The sequence below is a fragment of the Acidovorax sp. FW305-C-20-28 genome (genome assembly GCF_058783375.1).
This window is the reverse complement of the sequence record NZ_JBYSYM010000001.1, coordinates 481399-506133: the sequence shown is the minus strand read 5'-3', so window position 1 is coordinate 506133 and position 24735 is coordinate 481399. Positions and strand designations below refer to the sequence as shown.

At 63.7% G+C, this 24735-nt stretch carries 23 protein-coding genes; 8 read left to right on the top strand and 15 right to left on the bottom strand.

The window, feature by feature from the left end:
• Window positions 1-10: 10 nt before the first annotated feature.
• The 3 genes from AC3WOH_RS02375 to AC3WOH_RS02365 form a co-directional block, all read right to left on the bottom strand.
• Window positions 11-613 (bottom strand): TRAP transporter small permease, encoded by a 603-nt coding sequence (locus AC3WOH_RS02375; RefSeq protein WP_492227796.1) that lies wholly within the window; start codon window positions 611-613, stop codon window positions 11-13.
• Window positions 614-763: 150 nt separating this feature from the next.
• The gene (locus AC3WOH_RS02370) at window positions 764-1483 is read right to left on the bottom strand and encodes a TetR/AcrR family transcriptional regulator (RefSeq protein ID WP_492227795.1); all 720 of its coding nucleotides are present in this window, start codon (window positions 1481-1483) and stop codon (window positions 764-766) included.
• Window positions 1484-1536: 53 nt separating this feature from the next.
• Window positions 1537-2151, bottom strand: coding sequence for a glutathione S-transferase N-terminal domain-containing protein (locus AC3WOH_RS02365; RefSeq protein ID WP_492227794.1), 615 nt, complete (start codon window positions 2149-2151; stop codon window positions 1537-1539).
• Window positions 2152-2436: 285 nt separating this feature from the next.
• On the opposite strand from AC3WOH_RS02365, the gene purB reads away from it, so the two are divergent.
• Both purB and AC3WOH_RS02355 read left to right on the top strand, forming a co-directional pair.
• Window positions 2437-3816, top strand: a complete 1380-nt coding sequence (gene purB / locus AC3WOH_RS02360) for an adenylosuccinate lyase (RefSeq protein ID WP_184855434.1) — start codon at window positions 2437-2439, stop codon at window positions 3814-3816.
• A gap of 165 nt (window positions 3817-3981) precedes the next feature.
• On the top strand, window positions 3982-4542 hold the full coding sequence (locus tag AC3WOH_RS02355; protein WP_492227793.1) for a YaeQ family protein: 561 nt from the start codon (window positions 3982-3984) through the stop codon (window positions 4540-4542).
• Between the two features lie 33 nt (window positions 4543-4575).
• On the opposite strand, the gene AC3WOH_RS02350 is transcribed toward AC3WOH_RS02355, so the two are convergent.
• The 3 genes from AC3WOH_RS02350 to ggt all read right to left on the bottom strand — a co-directional run bounded on the left by AC3WOH_RS02350 (window position 4576) and on the right by ggt (window position 7332).
• On the bottom strand, window positions 4576-4881 hold the full coding sequence (locus tag AC3WOH_RS02350; RefSeq protein ID WP_492227792.1) for a DUF2007 domain-containing protein: 306 nt from the start codon (window positions 4879-4881) through the stop codon (window positions 4576-4578).
• A gap of 49 nt (window positions 4882-4930) precedes the next feature.
• Window positions 4931-5377, bottom strand: coding sequence for a DUF3717 domain-containing protein (locus tag AC3WOH_RS02345; protein ID WP_492227791.1), 447 nt, complete (start codon window positions 5375-5377; stop codon window positions 4931-4933).
• Between the two features lie 89 nt (window positions 5378-5466).
• Window positions 5467-7332 (bottom strand): gamma-glutamyltransferase, encoded by a 1866-nt coding sequence (gene ggt, locus AC3WOH_RS02340; RefSeq protein ID WP_492227790.1) that lies wholly within the window; start codon window positions 7330-7332, stop codon window positions 5467-5469.
• 537 nt (window positions 7333-7869) lie between these two features.
• Here ggt and AC3WOH_RS02335 point away from each other — a divergent pair.
• The 3 genes from AC3WOH_RS02335 to AC3WOH_RS02325 all read left to right on the top strand — a co-directional run bounded on the left by AC3WOH_RS02335 (window position 7870) and on the right by AC3WOH_RS02325 (window position 9588).
• Window positions 7870-8601 (top strand): TerC family protein, encoded by a 732-nt coding sequence (locus AC3WOH_RS02335; RefSeq protein ID WP_492227789.1) that lies wholly within the window; start codon window positions 7870-7872, stop codon window positions 8599-8601.
• Window positions 8602-8679: 78 nt separating this feature from the next.
• A complete protein-coding gene (locus AC3WOH_RS02330) occupies window positions 8680-9144 on the top strand; it encodes a hypothetical protein (protein ID WP_492227980.1) in 465 nt (154 codons plus the stop codon).
• A 90-nt stretch (window positions 9145-9234) separates the two neighbouring features.
• On the top strand, window positions 9235-9588 hold the full coding sequence (locus tag AC3WOH_RS02325) for a phage holin family protein (protein WP_184855678.1): 354 nt from the start codon (window positions 9235-9237) through the stop codon (window positions 9586-9588).
• Here the strand turns inward: AC3WOH_RS02325 and AC3WOH_RS02320 are convergent.
• Window positions 9556-11115 (bottom strand): M48 family metalloprotease, encoded by a 1560-nt coding sequence (locus AC3WOH_RS02320; protein WP_492227788.1) that lies wholly within the window; start codon window positions 11113-11115, stop codon window positions 9556-9558. The genes AC3WOH_RS02325 and AC3WOH_RS02320 overlap by 33 nt on opposite strands.
• A 96-nt stretch (window positions 11116-11211) precedes the next feature.
• Here AC3WOH_RS02320 and moaC point away from each other — a divergent pair, with 96 nt between their 5' ends.
• Together moaC and AC3WOH_RS02310 are read left to right on the top strand one after the other, a co-directional pair.
• Window positions 11212-11739: a cyclic pyranopterin monophosphate synthase MoaC gene (gene moaC / locus AC3WOH_RS02315; RefSeq protein WP_492227787.1), complete on the top strand. Its 528-nt coding sequence runs from the start codon at window positions 11212-11214 to the stop codon at window positions 11737-11739.
• A 116-nt stretch (window positions 11740-11855) separates the two neighbouring features.
• Complete coding sequence (locus tag AC3WOH_RS02310) at window positions 11856-13682, top strand: hypothetical protein (protein ID WP_492227786.1); 1827 nt, start codon at window positions 11856-11858, stop codon at window positions 13680-13682.
• A gap of 132 nt (window positions 13683-13814) precedes the next feature.
• Here the strand turns inward: AC3WOH_RS02310 and AC3WOH_RS02305 are convergent, their stop codons facing one another.
• Window positions 13815-14348 carry a pilin gene (locus AC3WOH_RS02305; RefSeq protein WP_492227979.1) on the bottom strand — a complete coding sequence of 178 codons (534 nt, stop codon included), beginning with the start codon at window positions 14346-14348 and terminating at the stop codon, window positions 13815-13817.
• A 176-nt stretch (window positions 14349-14524) separates the two neighbouring features.
• Here AC3WOH_RS02305 and AC3WOH_RS02300 point away from each other — a divergent pair, with 176 nt between their 5' ends.
• Window positions 14525-17584: a fused MFS/spermidine synthase gene (locus tag AC3WOH_RS02300; RefSeq protein WP_492227785.1), complete on the top strand. Its 3060-nt coding sequence runs from the start codon at window positions 14525-14527 to the stop codon at window positions 17582-17584.
• 56 nt (window positions 17585-17640) lie between these two features.
• Here AC3WOH_RS02300 and AC3WOH_RS02295 read toward each other — a convergent pair whose 3' ends face one another.
• The 7 genes from AC3WOH_RS02295 to AC3WOH_RS02265 all read right to left on the bottom strand — a co-directional run bounded on the left by AC3WOH_RS02295 (window position 17641) and on the right by AC3WOH_RS02265 (window position 24721).
• Window positions 17641-18435: a TfpX/TfpZ family type IV pilin accessory protein gene (locus AC3WOH_RS02295; RefSeq protein WP_492227784.1), complete on the bottom strand. Its 795-nt coding sequence runs from the start codon at window positions 18433-18435 to the stop codon at window positions 17641-17643.
• A 122-nt stretch (window positions 18436-18557) separates the two neighbouring features.
• A complete protein-coding gene (locus AC3WOH_RS02290; protein WP_492227783.1) occupies window positions 18558-19085 on the bottom strand; it encodes a pilin in 528 nt (175 codons plus the stop codon).
• Window positions 19086-19287: 202 nt separating this feature from the next.
• Window positions 19288-19815, bottom strand: coding sequence for a pilin (locus AC3WOH_RS02285; RefSeq protein ID WP_492227782.1), 528 nt, complete (start codon window positions 19813-19815; stop codon window positions 19288-19290).
• Window positions 19816-20036: 221 nt separating this feature from the next.
• Window positions 20037-20828, bottom strand: coding sequence for an MBL fold metallo-hydrolase (locus AC3WOH_RS02280; protein WP_492227781.1), 792 nt, complete (start codon window positions 20826-20828; stop codon window positions 20037-20039).
• Between the two features lie 60 nt (window positions 20829-20888).
• Window positions 20889-23153, bottom strand: a complete 2265-nt coding sequence (locus AC3WOH_RS02275) for a CHASE2 domain-containing protein (protein ID WP_492227780.1) — start codon at window positions 23151-23153, stop codon at window positions 20889-20891.
• Between the two features lie 80 nt (window positions 23154-23233).
• Window positions 23234-23890: an FHA domain-containing protein gene (locus tag AC3WOH_RS02270; protein ID WP_184855422.1), complete on the bottom strand. Its 657-nt coding sequence runs from the start codon at window positions 23888-23890 to the stop codon at window positions 23234-23236.
• 42 nt (window positions 23891-23932) lie between these two features.
• Window positions 23933-24721: a Stp1/IreP family PP2C-type Ser/Thr phosphatase gene (locus tag AC3WOH_RS02265; RefSeq protein ID WP_492227978.1), complete on the bottom strand. Its 789-nt coding sequence runs from the start codon at window positions 24719-24721 to the stop codon at window positions 23933-23935.
• Window positions 24722-24735 lie beyond the last annotated feature (14 nt).

The window sequence follows — 24735 nt, the reverse complement described above, 5'->3', positions numbered from 1 at the left end:
GAGGGGTCGCTCAGGGATGCTTCGCGGGGCCGCCATCGCCCTCAGCGGTGTCGGAAGGAGGCTTGAGGCCAGGGTTGCTGCGCTCGAAGGCGGCCATTTCCTCGCTCTCCTGCACCATGACCAGCTCGTGCTCGGCGAGCGGCACGAGCAGCACGCGCAGCAGGTCGCGCAGCAGGATCAGGATGGCCGAGGCCCCCATGAGCACGCCACTGGCGTAGAAGATGCCGACCGAGGCCCCCGTGACCGGAGCCTCCGTGTCCCAGTTGATCACGGCCTGGGCCCAGCTGCCGGCCAACAGCAGCCAGGAGACATAGAGCATGGCCAGTTGAGCGATCACGAGGCAGACCTTCTTGCCCAGCACGGGCAACCGCGCGACGAAGGCATCCATGCCCAGGTGGCCATGCTCGCGCAGCGCCACGACCGAGCCCATGAAGGTCAGCCAGACGAAGAGCCAGCGCGAAAGCTCCTCGGACACGGTGATGCCCGAGTTGAAGGTGTAGCGCAGCACCACATTGCCAAAGACCAGCACCACCATGATGGCCAGGCAGATGCCCGAGAGCACATCCAGCACGCGGGTGTAGCCCCGCAGCACGCGATCGGCCAATGCAAACATCGTCTGTCTCCGTCTGGTTCGTTATGAATCAAATTTTGTACGAACTGGTTAGTATTTAATCTAGGTGCAAACCCTGCTCCGCCGCCACGAAGGCGCGGCAATACGCACTGCCCCTGGGCAGCAGGCGGGTGACGCGAAGAGGCGGGGGAGCTAGGGGCGGAGGAAGCGCACGATCATCTCGACGATGGAGGCGCGGCGCTCGGCCATGGCGTCGGGCGTGTCGAGAGAGCGCTTGAAGATCGCGCCGAAGGTGTGCCGGTTGGACACGTTGAAGAAGCACAGTGCCGAGATCGACATGTGCAGGTCCACCGGGTCCACGTCGGGCCGGAAGACCCCGCCCGCCACGCCGCGCTGGTAGACGTCGCGCACGGCATGGATGACCGGGATGTTGAGTTCCTGGATGGTGGCCGAGCGGCTGATGTACTCGCCGCGGTGCATGTTCTCGTTCATCACCAGGCGGATGAAGTCGGGATTGGCCAGCTGGTAGTCGACGGTGAAGCCCACCAGCGTGCGCAGCGCCTGCTCAGGGGCCAGGTCCTCCAGGTGCAGGTCGGATTCGATCTGCCGGATTCGGCGGTAGGCCTCCTCCAGCACCCGCACGTACAAGCCTTCCTTGCTACCAAAATAGTAGTAGATCATGCGCTTGCTGGTGCTGGTCAGCGCGGCGATCTCATCGATGCGCGCCCCGGCCAGCCCCTTGTCCGCGAATTCCGCCGTGGCCACCTGCAGGATGTTGGCCATGGTGCGGTCCGGATCGTTCACCCGCACGCGCTCGGCACCGGGCGTCGCGGCCGCCTGGCGCGCAGCCCGCTGCCGCGCGGGACGGCTGTCGTCAGCGGGAGGCGGGGAGCTTTGAACCATTTCGTCCATATGCGCCAAGCATACGGCAAGGGCAACGGGCGCCGGAGGCCCCGGGGGTGCCGTCAGGAGGGCTTGGTGTCCGCGAAGCTGGGGCGCAGGACGAGCTTGTCCATGAGCTTGGCCAGGTTCGGGTACTCGCTGCGCCAGGCGATCTCAGGGAAGCGGAATTCCAGCCAGCCCAGGGCACAGCCCACGGCGATGTCCGACAGGCTCAGGTGAATGCCGCTGCAGTAGGGCTTGTCGCCCAGGCCCTGGCTCATGGACTTGAGGCTGTCGTTGACCTTGCGCATCTGGCGGTCGATCCAGGCCTGGCTGCGCTCGCCGTCCTTGCGGTGGACCCAGGTGGCTTCCAGCCGTGCCAGCACGGCGGCGTCCAGGAGCCCATCGGCCAGAGCCTCCCAGGTCTTGACCTCGGCGCGCTCGCGGCCCTGGCTGGGAATGAGCTTGCCCACGGGCGACAGGGTATCCAGGTACTCGACGATGACGCGCGAATCGAAGACCGCCTCGCCGCCTTCCATCACCAGGCATGGCACCTTGCCCAGCGGGTTGGAGGTGGCAATCGTCGTGTCGTCGGCCCAGACGTTTTCCTGCACGAACTGGTAGTCGAGCTTCTTTTCGGCCATGACGACGCGCACCTTGCGTACATAAGGGCTGGCGGAGGCTCCGATCAATTTCATGGCGAGATTTCTTCCAGTGCGCGGGATGCGGGAACAGATGACAGGGTACGCGACCGATTCTATCGGCTGGCGCCCACAGGACGCGGCGGGCAAGCCCCCGCAAACGGGTGAGCAAGGCCCCGGCGGCGCCCGCAAGGGGGCAGCCGGCGGCCCCACGGCCCCAGTTGGTGCAAATTTGCAACACTTGCATCCAGTCCCCCGGAACCGGGGCATGGCACCCGCGGCGGGCCGTGCCCATCCCCCGGATGGGGGTTATCCCGCGGGCAAAGCCTACAATCCGGGTCCATGAGCCTGTCCACCATCACCGCCCTGTCGCCGCTCGACGGCCGCTATTCCAACAAACTCGCCGCGCTGCGCCCGATCATGAGCGAACACGGCTACATGCACCGGCGCGTGCAGGTGGAAGTCGCGTGGTTCATCGCGCTCTCGGACGCCGGCTTTGCCGAGTTCAAGCCGCTGACCACGGGCGCGCGTGCCTACCTGCTGGGCCTGGTGAAGAACTTCTCCGAGGCCGACTCGGCCGCGATCAAGGAGATCGAGAAGACCACCAACCACGACGTGAAGGCCGTGGAATACTGGATCAAGAGCAAGTTCGAGGCGCGCCCGGAGCTGGAGAAGGCTGCCGAGTTCGTGCACTTCGCCTGCACCAGCGAAGACATCAACAACACCAGCCACGCACTGCAGCTGCGCTCGGGCCGCGACCAGGTCGTGCTGCCGGGCCTGGACCGCGTGGTGCTCAAGCTGCGCGAGATGGCCCACGCCTACGCCGACGTGCCCATGCTGAGCCGCACGCACGGCCAGACCGCGAGCCCCACCACCGTGGGCAAGGAGATGGCCAACGTGGTGGTGCGTCTGCAGGCCGCCTGCGACCGCATTGCGGCCGTGAAGATCCTGGGCAAGATGAACGGCGCCGTGGGCAACTACAACGCCCACATGTCGGCCTGGCCCGACTTCGACTGGGAGGCCTTCAGCAAGAAGGTCATCGAGACGCCCGAGCCCCTGGGCCTGGGCCTGACCTTCCAGCCCTACAGCATCCAGATCGAACCGCACGACTACATGGCCGAGCTGTTCGACGCCGTGGCGCGTGCCAACACCATCCTGGTCGACCTGTCGCGCGATATCTGGGGCTATGTGAGCCTGGGCTACTTCAAGCAGCGCCTGAAGGCTGGCGAGATCGGCTCCAGCACCATGCCGCACAAGGTCAACCCCATCGACTTCGAGAACGCCGAAGGCAACTTGGGCCTGGCCAATGCGCTGCTGCGCCACCTGTCGGAAAAGCTGCCGATCAGCCGCTGGCAGCGCGACCTGACCGACAGCACGGTGCTGCGCAACATGGGCGTGGCCCTGGGCTATGCCGCGCTGGCCTACGCCTCGCTGCTGACCGGCTTGAACAAGCTCGAACTCAATGAGGAAGCCCTGGCCGAGGACCTGGACGCTGCCTGGGAAGTGCTGGCCGAGCCCATCCAGACCGTGATGCGCCGCTACGGCGTGCAGGGCGCCTACGAAAAGCTCAAGGAAGTCACGCGCGGCAAGACCGTGACGGCCGAGGCACTGCATGGCCTGATCCGCTCGCTGGAGATCCCTCAGGAAGAAAAGGACCGGCTGCTGGCGATGACGCCGGGCAGCTACACCGGCAAGGCCGCCGCCCTGGCGCGCCGGGCCTGATCGCAGGAGCCCTGCGGGAGCAGCAGGGCAGCGTGCCTTCCCCCGGGGCGGGCACGCCCACCACCGAAATCACCAGCGCCCTGGCGCATGGTGATTCTTTTTTTCACGGCCTCTGTTGCCTGCACCCAGGCAAAGGCAGCGGTCAATTGTTTTCAGTGAGACCGCATGGCCCTCAAATCCACCATCTTCAAGGCGCATCTGCAGATCGCCGACATCGACCACGGCTACTACGCGGACCACGCGCTGACGCTGGCACGCCACCCGAGCGAGACCGATGAGCGCATGATGGTGCGCCTGGTGGCCATGGCGCTGCATGCGCACGACCTCAACGACGTCTGCAATGGCGACGGCACCCTGGCCTTTGGCGCGGGGCTGTCGGACCCGGATGATCCGGACGCCTCGCTCACCGACTTCACAGGCCGCAAGCGCGTGTGGATCGAGGTCGGCCAGCCCGAGGACAAGCCGCTGACCAAGGCCTGCAGCAAGGCCGACAGCGTGGTGGTCTACTGCTTCAACCACGCCGCCGAGGTCTGGTGGAAGGGCATCGAAACCAAGCTCACGCGCCTCGAAAAGCTGCAGGTCTGGCGCATCCCCACCGAGGCCTCCCAGGCCCTGGCCGCCCTGGCCGAGCGCAGCATGCAGTTGCAGGCCACGGTGCAGGAAAACGCGCTGACCCTGAGCAGCAACCTGGGCAGCGTGACCGTGGAGCCGGTACGCTGGAAGTAACGAGCAGCCGCTGACAGCCTGCCTGCCCGCAGCTCAGTCCAGCGGCATCAAAGCGCCGCAGTGCCAGCACTGCTCGAAACCGCCTTCGACCATTTCTCCACAGCGGCACAACCAGCGGCGCTGCGGCAGATCCTGAAGCTGTTGCAGCAGGGTGCGCGCCCGCGCGGCGTGCTCGTCGTATTCGAGCCAGATCTCGGGCAGGCACTGGTCGGGCGGCAGGTGGCCGGCGGCGGCGCCCAGGTACTGGCGCTGCACCGATGCGCTCATGCCGGCTTCGCACAGGATGTCGGCCCAGAGCGTGGCGATCGCGATGTTGGGAGCCTGGGTCAATCGCAGCATGGGCCCACCATACCGCGTTGGCCGCGCGGCGTACAGGGCCTCAGGAATCTCAGGCCTGCGCCACCGGCTGCGGCCCCTCCGAAGGGCCCTCTGCAGCGCGCTCCGCATAGCGGTTGAAGCGCCAGGCGGAATGCTCGAGCGTGATGCGGCGCCACACGCTGCGCTTTTCGGCGGGGGTGTAGGCCAGCCAGTGCTGCACCTCCTCGAAGCTGCGGCCGCAGCCCTTGCACTGGTCATCGCCCTGGCTGGTGGAGCAGATGGCGATGCAGGGGGTGTCGGGCGTGGTGTCGTACCAAGCCTGCCATGCGGCCAGCGCGTCCAGTGGAAAATCCGCCTCGTCCATCTCATCCTCGTGCCCATAGACCATCAGCGCATACAACTCGGCCAGCGCATGCAGCTGGGGCGCCAGAGTGAAGCCGTCAGGCGACGGCAAGCGGGCGCGCCAGTGGTTGATGGCTGCTTCGATGTCGGTGATATGGATGCGAGAAGAGGGCATGAGGCAAAAGGCCCCCGCCAGGTTCGCCCGGCGGGGGCCCGGAGGATAACCGGCCTTGCCCGGCATGCGGGCAAGGGGGTTAATCGGGCTCAGTTGTTGCCCAGCGCAATGCCTTCGCGGCGCGGGTCGGCACCACCGGCGTAGGTGCCGGCCGCCGGGTTGCGCGAGAGCAGGCCGGCACTGCCGTTGGCACGCACACCGTTGTAGATCACTCCGTGCAGGCCGCTGGTGAAGGTGTCGGTCTGCGCCACGGTGTGGCCGCGGGCGCGCAGGCCATCGCGGATGGCGGCGGTGTCGATCACCGAGCCCTTCTCGATGGAGGTGGTGGCGTTGGTCTGGGCTCCGAAGTTGGGCAGGTTGATGGCCTGCTGCACGTTCAGCCCCCAATCGGTCATGCCCAGGATGCTCTTGGCGGTGTACTGGATGATGGCGCTGCCGCCGGGCGAGCCGATGGCCCCTTCGAAGTCGCCGGTGGCGGCGTTGAAGATGATGGTCGGTGCCATGGAGCTGCGCGGCCGCTTGCCCGGCTGCACGCTGTTGGCAATGGCCTTGCCGGCCGAGTCGGTGGCCGTGAACGAGAAGTCGGTGAGCTGGTTGTTGAGCAGGAAGCCACGCACCATCTGCAGGCTGCCAAAGCCGTTCTCGATGGTGGTGGTCATGGACACGGCGTTGCCCGAAGCATCCACGATGGACAGGTGGGTGGTGGAGGGCAGGTTCAGTGAGCTGTCGGCACCACGCGAGGCGACCAGGCCGGGCGGCGTGCCGGCCACCGGTGTGCCGATGCTGCGCTGCATGTCGATCAGGCGCGCACGGCCCTTGAGGTAGTCGGCGTTGATCAGGCCGGCCTGGGGCACGGAAACGAAGTCGGGGTCGGCCACGTACAGGGCCCGGTCGGCATAGGCCAGGCGATAGGCCTCGGAGACCACGTGCACCGCATCGAGCGTGTTGGGCTTCATCGCCGCGAGGTCGAAGCTCTCCAGCATGCCCAGCGTCTGCAGCACGGCGATACCACCCGAGCTCGGTGCGGGCATGCCGCAGACGCGGTACTTGGTGCGGTAGACGCCGCACACGGGTTCGCGCACCTTGGAGGTGTAGTTGCTGAGGTCGGACAGCGCGAGCTTGCCGGGGTTGGTCGGATGGCGGGTGACCTTGGCCACGATGTCGGCCGCGATGTCGCCCTTGTAGAAGGCATCGGCTCCGCCATTGGCGATGGCGCGCAGGGTGGCCGCGAGTTCAGGGTTCTTGAGCAACGTGCCGGTGGGCTTGGCCGTGCCATCGGCGCGCAGGAAATAGCTGGCGCCGGGCTCGCCCTGGGCCTTGATGCGCGCAGCCGAACCGGCAATCGAGACGCTCATGCGCTCGGAGATGGCAAAGCCGTCTTCGCTGAGCTTGATGGCGGGCTCGAACAGGTCCTTCCACGGCAGCTTGCCGTGGGCCTTGTGGGCCGCCTCGAGCATGCGCAGCACACCCGGCGTGCCCACGGAGAGGCCGCCGTCCACGGCGGTCAGGAAGGCCAGCGGATTGCCGTCGGCACCGATGAACAGGTTGGGCGTGGCGGCCATGGGCGCGGTCTCGCGGCCGTCGTAGGCCAGCACGCGGTTGGCCCCCTTGTCGAAGTGCAGCATGAAGGCACCGCCGCCTATGCCCGAGGATTGCGGCTCCACCAGGTTGAGCACCATCTGCACGGCAATCGCCGCATCGGTGGCGCTGCCGCCCTTGGCCAGGATGGCCGTACCAGCCTGCACGGCCAGCGGGTTGGCCGCGGCGACCATGTCCTTGTTGGCATAGGCAATGCTCTTGGGCGTATAGCCCGAGGGCGGCTCGGGCGGCACATACTGTTCCACCGGTTCTGCAACGGGGGCATCATCGTTGCCCCCGCAGGCTGCCAGTGCGGCAACGGCGACGGCACTGAGGAAGGCGAGCTGCCAGCGGCGCCCGTTCATGGAGATGGTCATGGGGTATCGGTCCAGTGGATGTGAAGGGACATGCAGCCTGCGGGGCGGCCCGGGCGCACGGCGAAACGCATGATAGTCACGGTTCTGTCACACCGTCCAGAAACACACGGCAGGGACCACCTGCCTGTGGGTGACCTGTGCTCGTTATCCCTTGGATGGCCTTTTTCGCACGCCGCGGGGCTTGCGCGGATGGCCGGGCGATGGTCCAATGGCGGCTTCGAAGGGGAGTAGCTCCCGCCAGGCATGTACAGCGCGCCCCGCACGGGCCGTGTCCCGTATCTGGCATCGGTCCTGTCGTCAGTACGAAGCATCGCTTCCGGCAGACCGGGTCAAGCGCGCATGGAAGGCGCTTGTCCGAGCAAGACCTTTGATGGGCCCTGTGCGGGGCTGATCAAGGCTGCCTTCCCGATGTCGATGCCCCGCGCAATGCGGGCAAGCCCTTGATTCCCCGACCCCAGGCCCCCTATCCCTTGGATGGACTTGGCGCTACATTGGCTCCAAGCCCTCCTCTCGCCTGTTTGACGTACTGAGGAATTTATGGACTTTTTGGCTTCGCCCGAATTTTGGGTCGCACTGGGGCAGATCATCATCATCGACATCCTGCTGGGTGGCGACAATGCGGTGGTCATTGCCCTGGCCTGCCGCAAGCTGCCGCCCGCGCAGCGCACCAAGGGCATCATCTGGGGCACAGCGGGCGCCATCATCCTGCGCGTCATCCTGATCGTTTTCGCAATGACGCTGCTGGCCCTGCCGTTCCTCAAGTTCGTGGGCGCAGTGCTGCTGGTGTGGATCGGCGTGAAGCTGCTGGCTCCCGATGAAGACGGCCATGGCGACGTGGCAGGCAGCGACAAGCTGCTGGCGGCCATCAAGACCATCATCGTGGCCGACCTGGTGATGAGCGTGGACAACGTGATCGCCATTGCCGGCGCGGCGCAGAACGCGGGCGAGCACTCGCTGCTGCTCGTGGTCCTGGGCCTTTTGATCTCGATCCCGATCATCGTCTGGGGCAGCCAGCTGGTCATCAAGCTCATGGAGCGCTATCCATTCATCATCACCCTGGGCGGCATGCTGCTGGGCTGGATCGCTGGCGGCATGCTGGTGACCGACCCGGTCTTCGCCAATCCCGACAAATGGCAATGGATGCTCAAGATCGCGCAAACCGATGTGATCCGGTATGGTGCGAGCGTGGCAGGTGCCGTGCTGGTGCTGGCCGTCGGCAAGATGGTGCTGGCGCGCCGCGCTGCTGCGGCCCCTGCACAGCACGGCTGAGCAGGCATTCCCTGGACTCTTCGATGAACCCGGGTGGCTCCCTCACGGTGGCCACCCCTGACAAGAAAGCGCATGCATATGGACAAAGTCATCGTGTACGTGGACGACGCGGCCCATGCGCAGCAGATCCTTGCGCCCCTGTTCGCGCGCGGCTCGGCCGGCAATACGCACTGGGTGCTGGTGGCCTGTGCGCCCCGCATGACCCATCGCATCAGCAAGTGGGTCAGCCACAGCGCGCGCGAGAACTGGCGCGCGAAGTGGGCTGACAAGTTGTTTGCCCAGGTGGTGCCCAGCCTGCGGGCCCATCCCGACCATGTCACCACGGTGCTGGCCAAGGGCCCGCTGCCGGAGCTGACCGACAAGCTGCAGGCCGACCTGGGTGGCACCCGGGCCCAGGTGGTGGACGCGCGCCGGCCCAAGCTCGATGTACCAGCCCCCGATACCGGCACTGCGGTGCCAGTGGGCGGGCGCTGGTCGCTGCCTGGCACGCTGAGCAGCCTGTTTGCCAGCGTGGGCCTGCTGCTGGTGCTGGGCACGGAGTAAACCGCGCGGGGCTTCGTGGGCGCCGGGGCACGCCCTGGCCTTCCTTCCCGCAAGCCGTTTGCCACAGGCCGGTGCTATCCTGTGGCCATGATCCGACTTCTTCTGAAATGGCTGCTCAGCGCCGCCGCGCTGCTGTTCGTGGCCTATGTCTACAGCGGTGTGGTGGTGCAGAGCTTTCCATCGGCGCTGATCGCGGCCTTCGTGATCGGGCTGTTCAACGTGGTGCTGCGCCCCATCCTCGTGGTGCTGACCTTGCCCGTGACCATTGTGACGGTCGGGCTGTTCCTTTTTGTCATCAACGCGCTCATGTTCTGGGCCGCGGCCAGTGTGCTCGACGGCTTCCAGGTCACCGGCTTTGCCGCCGCGCTGATCGGCTCGCTGATCTATTCGCTGCTGGGCGTGGTGATCGAGTCAGCGCTCGGCGGTCTGTTCGCGAAGCAGTGATTCCACGGCCTTGAGCCGGGTGTCGATGATGGACGCCTCGAAGTGGTCCGCCGATGCGCCGCTGCGCCGGGCCAGGTCCTGCCCGGCCTTGAAGCGGTCCACCGCCGCCGCATAGTCGTAGCGCGTGGCATGTGCCTCGGCCTCGGCGCGCACGGCACGCAGCGGCTGGCCGTTGGCCTGCCACACCGTGGCCATCAGTTGCCACACGGTGGCGTCCCTCGGGTGGTTGGCGATCCAGGTCTGCAGCGCGCCGGCCACCTCCCCGGAGCGTCCGGCCTTGAGCAGCGCGCGGGTGCGCAGCAGCAACTCTGGCCGGTGTTCATTGGCCCCGGGCGGCAGCGCGGCGAGTGCGGCGTCGGCATCCCCTGCGGCCAGTTCAATCTCGGCCTTGAGCAACTGCGCCTGGCGCTGGGCCGGCGCGTCGCCGCGCACCTGGGCCTCCAGCAGCACCCAGGTGGCACGGGCTGCCTTGGCATCGCGCAGCTGGCTGCTGCCCAGGGCCGACGCATAGAGGATGGCGGCCTTGCGTGGCGCGCTCTGGCCCGCAAAGCCGCTGCTGCCCGGCTCGGCGATCCACTGGCGCACCGTGTCCACCCCCGGGTTGGAGAGCACCCGCGCGCGTGCAGACGCCATGGCATGTTCCTGCGTGGAGGTCGGGGCCGGCTGCGCCTTGCCCGGGGGCAGGCGCGACTGCATGTCGGCCATGCGCTGGGTGGTCAGCGGGTGGCTGCGCAGGTAGGGCCAGGAGCCGTTGTCGTTGATGCGGTTGGCCTGCTGCAGCTTGTCGAACATGCTGACAAAGCCCTGCGGCGCAAAGCCGGCGGGCTCCATCAGGCCATAGCCGATGCGGTCCGCCTCGCGCTCCATATCGCGCGAGAAGTTGAGCTGGTTCTGCATGGCCAGCGCCTGGCCACCCACCACCATGGCCTGGGCAGCACCCGGGTTCTTGCTGGCGGCCAGGGCTCCGAGGATCATGGCGCCCAGCAGCAGGGGCGTCTGCTTGCTCTGCTGCGCGATCAGCCGTGAAATGTGGCGCTGCGTGACATGGCTTAGCTCGTGCGCGAGCACCGAAGCCAGCTCGTCGCGCGAGCTCACCACACCGATGAGGCCCAGGTGCACGCCCAGGTAGCCCCCCGGCAATGCAAAGGCGTTCACCGTGCGATCGCGCCCGAGCAGGATCTCCCAGGCAAAGCGCTCGTCGAGTTCCGGCGACAGTTCACCGCGCTTGCGCGCCGCGTCCATCAGCGGCAGCCACAGGCCCTGGACATACTCGGACAGCACGGCATCGTCGATGTAGTCCGGGTCGCGGTAGAGCTCGCGGATGATGCGGTCCCCCAGGCGCCGCTCGCCGCTGGTGGTGAGTTCGCTGCCATCGCCCAGCGTGGGCAGTTGCGCATGGGCCATGCGCACCGGAAGAACGACCGCCGCGCTGCAGGCCAAGGCAAGCACCAGGGGTGCCAGCGCCGCACGCACTCGCGCCCGCTCGTTGTTGTCAGGGAAGGCCGCCTTGCTTGGGAATTTCCGCATGGACCGTATGATGCCCTGACACTCCAGTGTTTCCCTGGGGATTCAACTGGTTACCAAGAAATTGCCAGCACAGGCGCCCCAAGCAACGAGCTCCCCATGTCCAACCCCGACCAACCCACCACGCCAACACTTACCCATTTCGACGCCCAGGGCCAGGCCCACATGGTGGACGTGGGCGCCAAACCTGCCACCCACCGCATTGCGGTGGCCACCGGCCGCATCGAGATGCAGCCTGCGACGCTGGCCATCATCGAGGCCGGCACCGCGAAGAAGGGCGATGTGCTGGGCATTGCGCGCATCGCCGGTATCCAGGCTGCGAAGAAGACCAGCGACCTGATCCCGCTGTGCCATCCGCTGGCGCTGACGCGGGTCGCGGTCGAATTCGAGGTGGCCGGTGTGCAATACCCTGGCGCAGTCGGCATTGCATGCACGGCCACGGTGGAGACTTTCGGCCAGACCGGGGTCGAGATGGAAGCACTGGCGGCCGTCCAAATCGCCTTGCTGACGATTTATGACATGTGCAAGGCGGTGGATCGGGGGATGGTGGTGGAGGGGGTTCAAGTGGTGGTCAAGCGAGGCGGCAAATCGTGGGGCCACCAGGCAGAAGGGACCACGCCTGCATAACCCCTCGCTCTCACAGACTACATACAATAGTTTTTCTGCAATGCTGTCGTGATCGAAGCGTGCGCCGCGCGCTTTCACTTGTGCCAGGCGATTTTGACAATTTTCTCAAGCTGTCTATGAAGCGCCACTGGCTATATCGGAGTGATTTTCTTGCGCTGACCTTGTTGGCACTGCTGGTCGCGATTCTTCACCACAGTGCACTGAATGGGTCTTGGCGTTGGGACGACGGGATGCACCTGCTGCATGCGACCCAGTACTCGTGGAGCAGCGTATTTCTTGATCCCGAGGTTTTGCGGTCGGTGTCTGGCAACCAGTTCACACCCTGGAACCTTTTCCTGTACTACGTCAACAATGGGCTTTTTGCGGCCAACGCAAGGCTCTACTACGCCCACCATCTCACGTCACTGTGGGCCTCAGCTGCGGGGCTGTACCTGCTCTTGCGGCAGTGGCTACCAGCGCATCGAGCCTGGATGGCACCAGCGTTGCTGCTCACGGGCGTTCCTACGTTTCAGATGGCCCAGCAGTTGATGGTGGGGCACTACATCGATGGCCTGCTATTCGTCAGCATTGGATTGACGCTGCAAGTTCGCGCCGTGAAGGTGTGGGAAACCTCCCATCGCACTGCTCTGGGCTTAAGCCTCGCGGGCGCTTTGCTATATGGGCTGGCATGCCTTTGCAAGGAAATCTACGTCCCGTGGATACTGATGTGGCTTGTCTTGCCATGGGTGCTGGGGCCACCACTGCGGAGGGTGTTTGTGTATGCCATCCCTGCACTGTTGGTGGCATTGGCTTACACCTTGGCACGCATCCAGCTTTTTGGCGGCACTGGCGGCTACTACGGAGGAGGCACCAGCAGTTGGGAGATATCTCATATTCTGCAAAGTTTGGCCTCTATCCCCAGCGCATTGTTTGGGGAGGGCATGCGCAGTGCAATACCTCTCGCACTCGCCCTTCTGGCGTTACTTGCTGGAGGACGGTACCAACGTTCCTGGGCGCTGGTAAGTGCTTCAGCGTTCGTCGTTACGCTGGTGCCACTGGTGTTTCTGGCAGGCAGCAGTCCTCCGTGGGAGTTGCATGCACGTTATCTCTGGGCACCATGGCTACTCTTCTGTCTGGTCTGGGCCATACCCTGGAACGGGGCGCTTCAACGGATTCAGTGGTTTTCCTGCCTGCTGTTCGCAATTTTTGCGGTTTGGCAAGTCGCCGTTTTGCGCCCGGCAGATCAGCAGCGCGAAGCACTGTTCGATGCCCACTCCCGGATGGTTCTCGAACACCCTTCTAGGGTATCGCATTGGGTTCCCGCAGAATTCAACGGCCCCGGATATGTGGCCTTTGTCGCCTACGCGACCCACGAGGCTCTGCGCCGCAACGGCCATGCCGCCGGCATCCCACCCAAGCTCTTGCGTACCGACCCGGGCCCGTCCAATGCACAAGAGGCTGTACAAGTGTGGGACGCTGAATGCAGCTGCTTTAGGTCATTCCTGTCACTGACACCCGACAAGCGCCATGCCATTCTCGCCAGGCAACAGGCCGAGAAGGGCCTGTTGTTGCCCGGTATTCACCCACTGGCTGATGCCTACCAAGGGCCTGCACCCGAGATCCGTGTGGAGGGCAGACATCTGCGCGTTTCCGGGACATCGCGCTCCGAAGGACCTGGCCATCTCCTAATGCTGGCCGGGTGGGCACCATCCAAACTGGTGGCATCCACCGTAACGACACAAGCTCCTTCTGCCGATGCCCCAGTCGACACCATGAAGTTTGAACTCCTGCTTGAGTCCGAAGATTCTGCAACAGCACACCAGACCCGAGAGCGCCTGTGTGTGTTGATGCAGAGCCAATCCCACCCCTACATTTATGTTGCACTAGGCGCAGCAGCCCCTTCAACCGCATGCCGCAAATTGCTCACACCATGGGCACTCAGGCAATCGCTTCCAAGCGATTGAAATGATCGTGCACTGCCTGCCCATGGCACAGCGCCATCGCCTTGTTCTGCTAGCCTGTGGTCAGGCTACCGGGCGCATTTGCACGATCACACAAAATCTGAGGTCAAGGGTTTTTGCCTAAGATCACATCCATCAACGGCATTCTGCAGGCGCATACTGCGCGGGCAAAGTACCCGGGCTACGATTGGTCAAACCGCGCGCAGCAGCATTGAGCGTCGTTGTGCTTGCACATGCCCAGTCCACAGCACCTGCAGATGTGGCTACCGGAGTGACGTTTTGTATGTTGGCCGAAAGCACTATCGTCAAGCCGTCCAAGGCCGTAGGAATGCCATTTCCCGCATTCGCAGCCACAGTCAGAACGATGGGCCAGGGGGTTGCCGCACCAGTGATCTGAATGTCTTTCAGGTACTTGCTGGTCTTCTGCGCAAGAGGGATGGCGTTGTAAGTGGCAGCCGCCGCATCCAGGCCCGCAATTCCACTGGCACTGAACGCCTCCGTCAAGAGTTCTTTGACCGGCGTTGCGGCAATCATGGCCTCCACAATCTTCGCCCTTACGGTGTATGTCTGGTACGCCGGAATAGCCACTGCCGCTAAGATCCCAATGATCGCAACCACTATCATGAGTTCGATCAAGGTGAAGCCACGTGCCTGGTTTTGACTCTGCATATGCGTACCTAAGATCATGAGTTGGGCGTGAAAAGCAAAAAATGTTCCCAGCCCGCGCTGGCTGCGTGAGTGCATCATGCAGACGTTAGCGACGCTTCCTATTTCTGGGTGAGCATTGTTCTTGCATCCAGGCTTAGTTCATCTCTATCCAAGTACAACTTCGGAGCTTTCAATCAATGGACTCCCCCTTCCGCGGCACTAGGCCCGGCCTGCTAGCTATTTTTGTCATTTCCGGCTTTGCCGGGCTGATTTACCAGTCAATTTGGTCACACTATCTAGGCCTCTTCCTGGGCCACGCGGCTTATGCCCAGGCTTTGGTACTCGCGATATTCATGGGCGGCATGGCCGCGGGGGCTGCCTGGATTGCCCGGGCAGGGCAACGCTGGCGCAATTTGATTCGAGGCTACGCCGTCATTGAGGCCATCATTGGCGTCCTCGGGCTGCTTTTTCATTGGATTTTCACGGGCGTGGCTGGCTTCAGCTATGACACGCTGATTCCAGCCCTGGGCACCCCTTTCGCGGTGGACATTGCGCGCTGGGGCATTGCAGCACTGCTGATCTTGCCGCAGACCATTTTGCTGGGAATGACCTTTCCGCTCATGAGCGGCGGCTTGATCAGGCGCTACCCCAGCAGTGCAGGCAATCTGCTGGGCGGGCTTTATTTCACCAACAGCATCGGCGCAGCAGTCGGTGCGCTGGCTGCGGTTTTCGTGCTTCTGCCCTGGGTTGGTCTTCCCGGCGCAATGACCACTGCGGGTATTTTGAACTTTGCCGTTGCGGCACTCGCATGGTGGCTGGCCCGGGAACCCGAGCCGGAGGCCCCAGCTGTGGATGCGGCCTCAAAAGGCCCAGAGCAATCTTTGAGCAAAAATCCCTTGCTGCGAACGGTGCTGTTTGGCACCGCATTGTCCGGCGCCGCGTCTTTTGCCTACGAAATCATCTGGATTCGCATGCTCAGCATGGCCGTCGGCAGCACCATGCATGCATTCGAATTGATGCTGGCCTCCTTCATCGCAGGCATTGCATTGGGTGGGCTTTGGGTGCGCAAGCACGCGGACGGGACCGAATCGCCGTTGCGCTTGGTGGGCTGGATGCAGATCCTCATGGGCATCGCAGCGCTCGCCTCCCTGGCTGTCTACGCAAACGCCTTTGCCTGGGTGGGTTGGCTCATGCAGGCCCTTGCCAAGACCGATGGGGGCTACGCACTGTTCAATCTAGGCACGGCCACCATCGCGATTGCCATCATGCTCCCCGCCGCATTCTTTGCCGGCACCACCCTCCCGCTTTTCACGGTGACGCTGCTGCGTGCAGGGCAAGGCGAGCGCTCTATTGGTCGCGTGTACGCGTGGAATACCCTTGGCTCCATCATCGGGGTATTTGCCGCCATTCACTTCTTGATTCCCGGTCTGGGACTGAAACTAGCCCTGTGCATCGCTGCCCTGGTGGACATCGGTATCGGCTTGTTCCTGCTGCGCAGCCAAGCACAAGACAGGCGCTCCATGTTGCGCTTTGGCTTGGCCGCCGGACTCGCCGCCATCACGCTCATGTTTGCCGTACGCGTGCCGTTCGACCCCATGACCATGGCATCGGGTGTATTCCGCCACGGCCGCACGAGCCTCCAGGCTGGTGACCGTGTGCTGTATTACAAAGACGGGAAAACCACAAGCGTGGCCTCCGTGCTTTCAAAGAGCGGCAGCGTGCATATCTCGACCAATGGAAAGCCGGATGCGGCCATTCAAATGACAGAGAGCGCTCCTGCCAGCGACGATGAGCCCACCATGGTCATGGCAGGAGCCTTGCCCTTGGCAATGCTGGACGCGCCCAAGCAGGTGGGCGTCATTGGATTCGGCTCGGGACTGACCACCCACACGCTGCTGGGTGATCCCCGCTTGGAACGGGTGGACACCATCGAAATCGAACCAGCCATGATCGAAGGCGCCAAGGCCTTCGGTCCACGCGTGGAACGGGCCTATACCGACCCACGCTCCCACATCGTCATTGACGATGCGAAGTCGTACTTTTCCGGCCAGAAGAACAAGTACGACATCATCGTTTCCGAGCCTTCCAACCCCTGGATCAGTGGTGTGGGCGCGCTCTTTTCCAAAGAGTTCTACCAATTTGTTCCGCGCCATTTGACGGACAACGGCTTGTTCGTGCAATGGGTGCAGCTTTATGAGATCGACGACCGCCTGGTCGCCTCCATCCTTGCGGGCCTCACCACCTCCTCTTTCAGCGACTACGGCGCCTGGCTTGCCAACAGCACCGATCTGCTGATCATTGCCTCCAAGAACGGGCCATTGCCGCCACTGGATGCGCAACGAATTCTTGCCTCACCGCAATTGAAGTCGGAACTGGCACGATTGAAACTGGACAGTACACAGCGCCTGGCGTTCCGCAAGGTAGCCAACGCCGATCTGTTGCGCGGCATGGCCCGGTACTACGCCGGACTGCCGGTCAATTCCGACTTTTATCCGGTGTTGAGCCTCCACGCTCCCAAGGCGCGGTTCATGAACTCAGCAGCCGATGGCACCTTGACCCTGCCTTTTCATTTGCCACAACTATTGGAAACCTTGGGTGTGCGCCCCCCCATGCCGGCAGACGTGCCGCCCTCGCCGCTGGATCACTTCATTGCAGACGTCTACACCTTGCGAGCTCGGGCTCTGGCCGCCGCCATGCGCAACCAAACCATCAAGGAAGAAACCGATGGGCGGCTGAATGACAAGGCCACCTTGCCCGCTCTGCAAATCAAAGCCCTGGTATCGGAATGCGCCGCTCCCTGGAGTGCTCAGCGCTCATCCTCCTTTTCCTTGCGCTTGCGTGAGTTGTCTGAGCTGACCATAGGGCACCTGACCACGAACGAACTGCAGGGTGTCTTCATCCAGCCTGCATGGGCTCAGTGCACCAGCATGCCCACGGAATTCCGCCCCGTCTTCGCGTTGCTCGATGCCCATGCGCGGCGTGACTATGCCGCCATGGAAAAGCTTGGCCGGCAATGGCTGGACAACCCCCCCCAAATTGCGGCCTTGCGCACGGACTTCGACCCACTGGCATTGAACGCCCTGCTGTACAGCTTGGCCCATGAGAACCGCTGGAGCGAGTTGCTTCAAGCGGCCAAAGCCTATGGCCCGAAAGTCAAGCTGGACGCCAACCAGACAACGGGGCTTGGACTGTTGGTGGCCGTGGCTGAAAACCACTCTGCAACTCCCGTGGGCACGGCAGCAGCTGCCGTGCGCTGAGGCCACAGGCGCCCCCGGGCACCCAAGCGATGCAAGGGTGCGACATGGGGTGGTGGTCAGGACCCGAAGCCATCTGCATGGACATGGCCGCGGATGCGCGCGGTCACGGGGTCTACCAGCACCACCCAGTCCATCGCTTGGCGGCTGACCAAGGGCAACCAGCGAAGCGCGTTGGGGCTGCTTGTTTCACCGGGCTGCGCCTCCCGAGCAGCCTGTGCCGCGGCAGTTTGTATGCGGTGTATTTGCCCAGGGTTGAGTTGCTCCAATACCGCCAATGGATGCGAGCGCTCAAGCACAGCGGGCGCACTCAGCGAATAATCCTGCCACCAGCTTGGCCTCTGACCCGGCTCTACTCCCTGCAGCGAAGCATCCACACTGCCAAGTTTTTCCACGCCTGAGCGTGCCGTGCGGGTGCCCAGCACCTGCGGTGGCTGGAAGCCCCACGCGCGCACCCATGCAGGCGCGGTCGCCAAGTCGGTCTCCAGGATATCGGCCAAAGCAACCACCCGAAAACGGTCCACCTCAAAAACCACCGCCAGAGGCCGTGCCTGGCTCAGGCTGTGCAATCCATAAGCCAGGGCACCCAATTGCAGACAGGCAATCAAAGCGAAATCTACCGCAAGCGCTGTGCGCGACTTGGCAGGATGCAGAAGCAACAAGGTCAGCAAAGGACCACACACCACATCTACGCCCAGCACCAATACAAACAGGGCCAACCCCCCTGAGATCTCCCGGTAAGGCGTAGGAAACCACACCCCAAAGACCAACAGCGCGGTCAACCCTGCCAGTGCCAGGGACAACAACAGATGGCGGAAGGCCCAGGGAAGGGTTTCTGCAAGACGGGTCAACACAGGAATATTTCTTGTGGTCATAGCTGGACAACGATCGACAAATCTTCTTCACAAAAAACAACGCCCGCAGATAGCGGGCGTTGTCAAACTTGGTTTTCCAGCGCCTTTTCAGCGCTAGAAAATTAACGGCACTCGGAAGGTGCGTACTTGGCAGGCAGGGTACCGGCCGAAACGTTGGCCAGCTTGCGGGCCACGGCATTCAGGGTCGTCACCGAACCGCAAGACCAGTCCACAGCACCTTGCGAGGTGGCGGCAGGGATTGCACCTTGCACGTTGGGTGCCAGGGTAATCGTTTGACCATTCAGACCCGTGGGGATACCGTTACCGGCATTGGCAGCCACGGCAACCGTGATGGTCCAAGGCGTACCAGCGGTCGTGGTGATGTCATCCACATACTTGGACTGCTTTTCTGCCTTGGCGACCTTGCCGTAGGCGGTAGCAGCATTGTCCAGACCGGTGATACCGTCGGTCTGGAAGGCTTCGCTGAACATGCTCTTGACGGACGAACCAGCAATCACAGCTTCAGAAATCTTCGCGCGGATGGTGTAGTCCTGGTAAGCGGGCAGAGCCACGGCAGCCAGGATACCAATGATCGCCACAACGATCATCAGTTCGATCAGGGTGAAACCCTTTTGCATGAAACGCTTCATAAATCTCTCCTCGGAGTTAGTTTTAATTGCACCCGCAGAAAATTCTCCAGGTTGACTCAACATCAGCAGGTTTTGTGCCACCCCTGCAAGCAGGCATTGCCCCCTGAGCCCATACTCAATAGGGGCAATCGTCCTCGAAGTGTTCAGGTTACCCTTCGAGGGCCTGCTGAAGCATTTTCCAGCGCCTTTCAGCGCTAGAAAATTAACGGCACTCGGAAGGTGCGTACTTGGCAGGCAGGGTACCGGCCGAAACGTTGGCCAGCTTGCGGGCCACGGCATTCAGGGTCGTCACCGAACCGCAAGACCAGTCCACAGCACCTTGCGAGGTGGCGGCAGGGATTGCACCTTGCACGTTGGGTGCCAGGGTAATCGTTTGACCATTCAGACCCGTGGGAATACCGTTGCCGGCATTGGCAGCCACGGCAACCGTGATGGTCCAAGGCGTACCAGCGGTCGTGGTGATGTCACTCACGTACTTGGATGCCTTTTCTGCCTTGGCGACCTTGCCGTAGGCGGTAGCAGCATTGTCCAGACCGGTGATACCGTCGGTCTGGAAGGCTTCGCTGAACATGCTCTTGACGGACGAACCTGCGATCACAGCTTCAGAGATCTTCGCGCGGATGGTGTAGTCCTGGTAAGCGGGCAGAGCCACGGCAGCCAAGATACCAATGATCGCCACAACGATCATCAGTTCGATCAGGGTGAAACCCTTTTGCATGAAACGCTTCATAAATCACTCCTTGGAGGTCAATTGCAATTGAGACCTGCAGAAAATTCTCCAGGCTGGCTCAACATCAGCAGGTTCCGTGCCACCCCATCCACCCTGTGGCATCGCCCGTGAACCCATCCCCCAAATGGGTCAATTGTCCTCGAAGTGTTTCCCGGCGCCCCTTTGGAGTTGCCCGCGACATTTTTGTCGTGCCACGAACGTCACCACCTGCAACACAGTGGTCAGAACTCGAACGCGTCCCCAGCCTTGAGCCAATAAATGTCATGGGGGGCGGCGCCCAGCGGCCCCACGCTCTGGTCGAAGCGGCGGATCTCTTCCATGATGAGCTCGGTCTCTGAGGGCTTGGTGTGGGTGATGTAGATGGGGCAGCGCTTGCCGGGCGTCAGCTGCGCCAGTTCCTGCGCCAGGGTGTGGGGCGAGAGGTGCAGGCTGCGTTGGGCCAGAGAGGTTTCGCGGTTGCTGAAGGCGGTCTCGATGACCAGCATGGCCACGGGCAAGGAATTGACGCGGGCCCAGAAGTCGGGGTTGCGGCCGGTATCGCCGCTGAACACCCACCAGCCGGTACGGCCTGCCACGGCGTAGCCCACGGCGGGCACCGTGTGCACGGCGGGCAGCACCTCCAGGTGCACACCCTCGACCGTCAGGCGTTCGCCGACTGCGATGGTCTGGTACTGCAAAAAGGGCTGGTCAGCGGTGGGGATGCTGCTGAAATCCGGCCAGATGACGTTGTTGAAGACATGCGCCTGTAAAGCAGCGATGGTGCCGGCCAGGGCATGGACCTGTACCGGGCTGCTGCGCAGCGACGATACCGCATCGAGCATCAGCGGCAGCGCAGCGATGTGGTCCAGGTGGGAGTGCGTGAGGAAGACATGGTCGATGCGGCGCATTTCGTCCAGCGTCAGGTCGCCCACCCCCGTCCCGGCATCGATGAGGATGTTGTCGTTGACCAGGAACGAGGTGGTCCGGCAGTCTTTGGCAATGGCCCCGGAGCACCCCAGTACGCGAACCTTCATGTCATGCAGTCCTGTTTGCTGTTGTCTCTTGGGTTGTTGGTGCCGGTTGCAGCCATTGTCCTACTTGGTGTCGAATTGGGTGGCACCATCCCAATCCGGCTGGAAGGGTAACACCCGCAAGGCCTCTATGCGTCCGGCATACAGCGAATACAGGATGTTTCCAGGTTCCGATGTGTGCAAATTCCGCAAAAGCAGGGCACAGGTGTCCCATTCCTGGGCCCGGTAGGCGGCCAGGAACTGCTGCCAAATCGCCAGCTGCTGTTGCCGCTCGGGCGCCAGCGGCTCGGCTTCCGTGCCCACGGGGGTGTAGATGGTGACGGCCTGGGCCTTGCCCTTGACGCGCACCCGGTCCAGTTCCTGCCAGATGAAGCCTGGCGCCAGGGCGCGGGTGGTGTCGCTGACCACCATGGTCACGCCGTAGGTCTTGGACAGACCCTCCAGGCGGGAACCGAGGTTCACCGCGTCGCCGATCACCGTGTAGCTGCGCCGGATGTCCGAGCCCATGTCGCCCACGCACATGGTGCCGGTGTTCAGGCCAATGCCCACCCCGATCTGCGGCAGGCCCTGGCGCCGGTGCTCCTCGTTGAGCAGGGCGACGGCCTGGGCCATTTCCAGCGCGGCCGCCACTGCCAGTTCCGCATGCCCGGGGGTCGCCACGGGCGCGCCCCAGAACGCCATCACGCAGTCGCCCATGTACTTGTCGATGGTGCCCTGGCGGCGGCTGCGGATGATGTGGGTCAGGCGACTGAACACGCCATTGAGCATGGCCTGCAGCTGCAAAGGCTCCATGTGCTCGGACAGCGCCGTGAAGCCGCGCATGTCACAGAACATCACCGTGAGTTCCTGGTTGGCGGCATCCATGCTGTAGCGCTCGGGCTCCTTGAGCATCTCCTCCACCAGCTCGGGGGGCACATAGGTGCCAAACAGCGCGGCCAGTTCCCGCTTGGTCCGGCTCTCCACGAAATAGCCATAGACCATGTTCAGCGTGAAGGCGGACAAGGCCATCACCAGCACCGTCGCCAGGGGCATGACCAGGCCCTGGACCTGGTACAGCCACAGGTTCAGGCCCACCAGACCGGCCAGCACCCCGGCGCTGAGCAGGACCGCCCAGCCCGCGGTCAGCAGGGGCAGAGAAAGCGCCAGCAGGAGCCCTGTGACCACCAACTGCAGCACATCGAAGTCGGGGGCGAAGTTGGGTTGGAGCACATTCGCGCCATCCAGAAATGCCGACAGCAGGTTGGCATGCGCTTCCACCCCGGGGTAGGTGCGGCCCACAGGGGTCACGCGCAGGTCGACCAGCCCCGGCGCCGTGGAACCCACCAGCACCAGCTGGCCCTTGAGGCTGGCTTCGGGCAGCCGGCCCTCCAGCACGTCGCTGGCGGAGATGTAGCGGTAGGAGCCGCCAGACACGTCGCCGGGCCCCCGGTAGGGGATCAGGGTCGCCAGGTTGGGGTCCACCGGCAGCAGGAGGCGGCTCTGGCCCTTGGCCAGGATGACGCCGCTCAGCACATCGTGGTCGAACTCCGAAAAGGCATCGTAGAGGGGCGACAGATCCGAATAGCCCGTGGCCACCCTGAGCATGGCCAGGGCCAGCGACTCGTAGTACTGCCCCTGGTACTCGGCCAGCAAGGGCAGAGAGCGCACCACGCCATCGTTGTCGGTGATGGAGTTGAAGAACCCCGCTGCGGGCGCCGCCTTCGCCAGCACCTCGATGTTGCTGCCATGGCCTTGCCAGGATGTCGCCCTCAAAGGCTTGCCCCGCAGCCGGTCCCGTGGCAGCGCGGGCCCCGGCAGCACACCGCGGGCCTGCCCATCCCGATCGCTCGTGAAGTAGTAGCCCAGCACCACGGGCCTGCCCTGCAGTGCCTGGGCAAACCGGGCGTCATAGTCCAGCTCGGGGGTCAGGCGGGCCAGTTGCTCCGAGAAGCCCGGGCTTGCAGCCAATGGCCCCTGCGCCAGGCGCTGCAGGCTGGCCAGGCCCGAACTGCCGTCGGGCTCGGCGAAAACCACGTCGAACCCGAGCACCGCCACCTGCTGGCGATCGAGCAGCTCGGTGGCAAACCGCGCCATCTTGTCCCGGCCCCAGGGCCACTGGCCGATGCGCTCCAGGCTGCGCTCGTCGATGTCGACGATGGTGATGCGCGTGTCCATCGTGCCCGGCATGGTGGCACGCAGGCGGGTGTCGTAGATGATGCTTTCCAGCCGCTCCAGCACCTGCAGGTGCAGAACCCCGCCCACATGCAACAGGGCGAACAGCAACGGCAGCAGGGTGACGGCAATGCGACGCCAGTGGCGCGCAAACCAGGAACTGAGCCGGGGCCGCATCGGAGGGATCGCTCAGATCGGACGGCGCCCGGCGCTCGGTGCAAGAGAGAACGCCGGGCTTGACTGAACGATGGCGCAGCTCAGGTCTGCTCGAACTGCATCTCGGTGCCTGCCAGCTCCAGCTTGTCGCCGTGCTTGAGCGGCACCGGCGACAGGCCGATGGCCGAGCCGTTGAGCAAGGGCATGTCGGGGCCTTCCACATGCGCCAGCACGAAGCCGTGGTGGCGCTTAGTGATCGAAGCCACGGCCACACCGGGCTTGCCGATGGTGGTCACCACCTTGAGCAGCGAGACTTCGCGCCCGGCGGCGGCACCCGACATGACCTTGATCACGGCGGTCATCGGCGCGGGTGCCGGCGCGGCCGGCAAGCCTGCAGGGCGCGACGCCGTCCCCAGCGGCGGCACCATGCCGGGCTTGAAGATCATGGTCTTCTCGAAGTTCTCGCCCTCGGCTTCGTGCAGGAAGCGGATCTTGTACTTGCCCACTTCCACCGTGTCGCCATTGCGCAGCTCCTGGCGCTTGACGGCCTTGGCATTCACATAGGTGCCGTTGGTGCTGCCCAGGTCTTCGATCTCGACGTCATGCCCGACCATGTGGAAGATCGCGTGCTCGCCGCTCACCGCCAGATTGTCGATCACGATATCGTTGTATGGCCTGCGTCCAAGGGTGGTGCGGTCCTTGGTCAACTGAACTTCCTTGATGACGACGCCGTCGATCGAAACGATCATTCTGGGCATGATCCACTCCTGATTTGAGATTTGTTATGGGCCAGGGCACCGTCAGGCAGCGCCCAGCAAGCGGGACATGAGGCTGCGTTTCTTGCCCCCCGCGCCGGCCTGTACCAGCAGTACGCTAACGTTATCACGACCGCCGTGTGCATTGGCGGTATCAATAAGCAATGTGGTTTTTTCCTCCAGCGGGAGGGCTGCACGCACCATCTCCGCCAGATCGGCATCGGACACCATGTCCGTGAGCCCGTCCGAACACATCAGGAACAGGTCGTGCGGCGCCACCTGGAATTCATTGACTTCCATGAGCACATTCGGCTCCACGCCCAGGGCACGGGTGACCAGGTTGCGGTTGGAGGAGATCGCGGCCTGGTGCGGCGTAAGGATGCCGGCGTCCACCTGCTCCTGCAGCCAGGAGTGGTCGCGCGTGATCTGTTGCAGCACCCCGCCGCGCAGGCGGTAGCAGCGCGAATCGCCAATGTGTCCCAGGATCAGCCGCGAGCCCTGGAAGATGCCTGCCACCAGCGTCGTGCCCATGCCGGCGTACTGCGGATTCGACAGGGACGCACCCAGAATGGCGTGGTTGGCGTTTTCCACGCAGATTTCCAGCGCCCGGCGCACATCGGTCGATTGTGGCGAGCTTCCCGCCTGGGCCAGCCAGCGGGCCATCTCCGTGCGGATGAAGGTCGTGGCCATGCCGCTGGCCACTTCGCCTGCATTGTAGCCCCCCATGCCATCGGCCAGGATGGCCAGCTGGGCATCCCGGTCGATCGCGACGGCGTCTTCGTTGTTGCTGCGCACCCGCCCCCGATCGGTACGCGCAAAAAAATCGTAATTCATGGATAAAGCGGAGC